The organism is Bacteroides sp. OF03-11BH (assembly GCF_003604005.1).
Classification (GTDB): Bacteria; Bacteroidota; Bacteroidia; order Bacteroidales; family Bacteroidaceae; genus Bacteroides; species Bacteroides ovatus.
Window position 1 is genome coordinate 1 of sequence record NZ_QTMW01000094.1, and the last position, 2,499, is coordinate 2,499.

At 44.2% G+C, this 2,499-nt stretch carries 2 protein-coding genes; both read left to right on the plus strand.

Going from position 1 to position 2,499, the window contains the following annotated elements:
• The first annotated feature begins 194 nt into the window (after nucleotides 1-194).
• Complete coding sequence (locus DXA54_RS27470; protein ID WP_228683657.1) at nucleotides 195-530, plus strand: hypothetical protein; 336 nt, start codon at nucleotides 195-197, stop codon at nucleotides 528-530.
• A gap of 34 nt (nucleotides 531-564) precedes the next feature.
• Nucleotides 565-2,376: a reverse transcriptase/maturase family protein gene (locus DXA54_RS27475; protein WP_044545269.1), complete on the plus strand. Its 1,812-nt coding sequence runs from the start codon at nucleotides 565-567 to the stop codon at nucleotides 2,374-2,376.
• The last annotated feature ends 123 nt before the right edge of the window (nucleotides 2,377-2,499 follow it).

Here is a 2,499-nt window from a genome sequence, read left to right on the forward strand (position 1 = left end):
AGTGCGCCCATAATAGGGGCTTGATAATAATCACTTTGGCAAGTGATTAGGTTAGTATTCCAATTTATAAACCTATCCCAGACCGACTTATCCGAATGGGAAACCAAACGGGGAGTGAAGCATGTCGGTAACGCGATAAGTCAGTTAATTGCTAAACTGCGACTGAATTGCTATGGGAAAAGACAGGCACGAGGATGAAACCTGATTGGTTGAACAATAGTCCTATGACTAATGTAGAGGTGGCAACGGAAAGCAGTTATATACGTTGCCTCGCAGTACCCACGCTTATTGAACGGAGTGATGGGCAAGGAATTTACTGCGACATATCCGTCAGAGAACAGAAAGGGATGTACGTTGCATCCGACAGTCTGTCAAGCCAAGTTATCAAGTCCACTAAATGGGGATTGCCTACACGGAGATGCCGAAAGGCTATGAGCACAGGCTCTGAAAACTCCGCATGGCAACGGAGTTCCCGTAGTAGTCTGAGCGTGGGAAAGCCACGTACATGGCGAAGGGGAACAGCTCGGTAATTTTAATATTGTCAAACGATAACGTGTGAGACGTATGAGAAATCCAGAGACCATATTAAACAGTTTATCTGCACATAGCAAAGATGTGCATTACAAGTACGAAAGGTTGTACCGCATCCTATTCAATGAACAGATGTTTTATGTAGCCTACCAGAGCATTTATGCGAAACCGGGCAACATGACACCCGGCTCAGACGGTAAGACCATTGACGGAATGAGCGTTGATAGAATAGGACATCTGATAGCTGCGCTAAAGGATGAAAGTTACATGCCAACGCCTGCCCGAAGAGTCTATATCCCTAAAAAGAATGGGAAGAAAAGACCATTGGGCATCCCATCAATCGAAGACAAGATGGTGCAAGAGGTCGTCAGACTTATTCTTGAAGCTGTCTATGAGGGACATTTTGAGAATTCCTCGCATGGATTCAGACCAAGAAGAAGCTGTCATACGGCTTTGCGTTCCATCCAAACTCTTTTCACTGGTGCGAACTGGTTCATCGAAGGTGACATCAAAGGATTCTTCGACAACATCGACCACCATATTCTGATTGAAACTCTTCGTGAGCGCATATCAGATGAAAGATTTCTTCGACTGATATGGAAATTCCTAAAGGCTGGATATATCGAAGATTTTACATTTCACAAGACGTATTCGGGAACTCCCCAAGGAGGGATAATAAGCCCTATCTTGGCAAATATCTACCTTGATAAGTTCGATAAATACATGCGTGAATATGCGGAATCATTCGACAAGGGCAAGAAAAAGCGGGAAAACCCACTCCACGCAAGTTACAGCCGAAAGGCTGTAAGATTACGCAAGACTATCCGAAACGCCACTGATGAGGATACGAAACGTGAATTGCTGACACAACTGAAAGAGGTGGAAGCTAAGACACGGAGAGTGCCGGCATCTATGGCAATGGATAGTAATTACAAGAGACTTAAATATATCAGATATGCCGATGACTTTCTAATCGGTGTAATTGGTAGTAAAGCAGACTGTGCGAAAATGAAAGAGAACTTTACAATATTCATGAGAGACAAACTAAAGCTTGAACTCTCCGAAGAAAAGACCCTTATCACAAATGCGCAGGATTCAGCAAAGTTTCTTGGGTATGAAATCTCTGTCAGAAAATCCGAAGCCATGAAGCGAAACAAGCTGGGATGGCTGAAGAGACCGTTCAGCGGACGCATAATACTGGCTCTGCCTATCGCCTCCGTCCAAAAGAAATTATTGGAACTGAAAGCAATGGAGCTTAGGGTAATCAATGGAAAGGAAATCTGGTATGCCATGCCACGCAATTACCTGACCAAAGAAGACCCAGCCACAATCTGCGCACGCTATACAACTGAAATCAGAGGTTTGTACCAATATTATAGGATTGCGGACAACATCTCTTTTGCAGGAAGTAAATTCGGTTACATAATGCGATATAGTTTCTGCAAAACTTTGGCAAAGAAACTAAATTCATCAACTGCCAAGGTTATACGAAAGTACAGAAGAGACCATGACCTGGCGATACCTTATCAAGCAAAGAAAGGAGAAACCAAGTTCCGAATACTCTATAATGACGGCTTTGCAAGGCAAGAGCCGGACAAAGACGCAACCTGCGATAATCTACCTAACACGTTTGTACTTCCTTTCCCCACTCTTGCGGAGAGACTCATGGAGCACAAATGTGAATTGTGTGGAGCAACCAATGTCAAGACCGTAATGTATCAAGTCCGTAAACTCAAAGGTATAAATACCGATACGGAGTGGCACCGACTGATGATTAAGAAATGGCGTAAGACGTTGGCAGTATGCAAACATTGTAATGCAAACATTCATGCTCATGACAAATAAACTGACATTACCAGTGGAGAGCCGTATGCAGGGAGACTTGCACGTACGGTTCGGGGGCAGGCTATGGGAAACCTACCACCGAAAGGTGGTAAGGCGCCCATCGCCGAGCCTACACGTGAAGTA

Excerpts from the sequence above, each read along its gene's own strand:
- DXA54_RS27475 (WP_044545269.1), top strand. The coding sequence starts at position 565 with ATGAGAAATCCAGAGACCATATTAAACAGTTTATCTGCACATAGCAAA.
- DXA54_RS27470 (WP_228683657.1), top strand. The coding sequence starts at position 195 with ATGAAACCTGATTGGTTGAACAATAGTCCTATGACTAATGTAGAGGTG.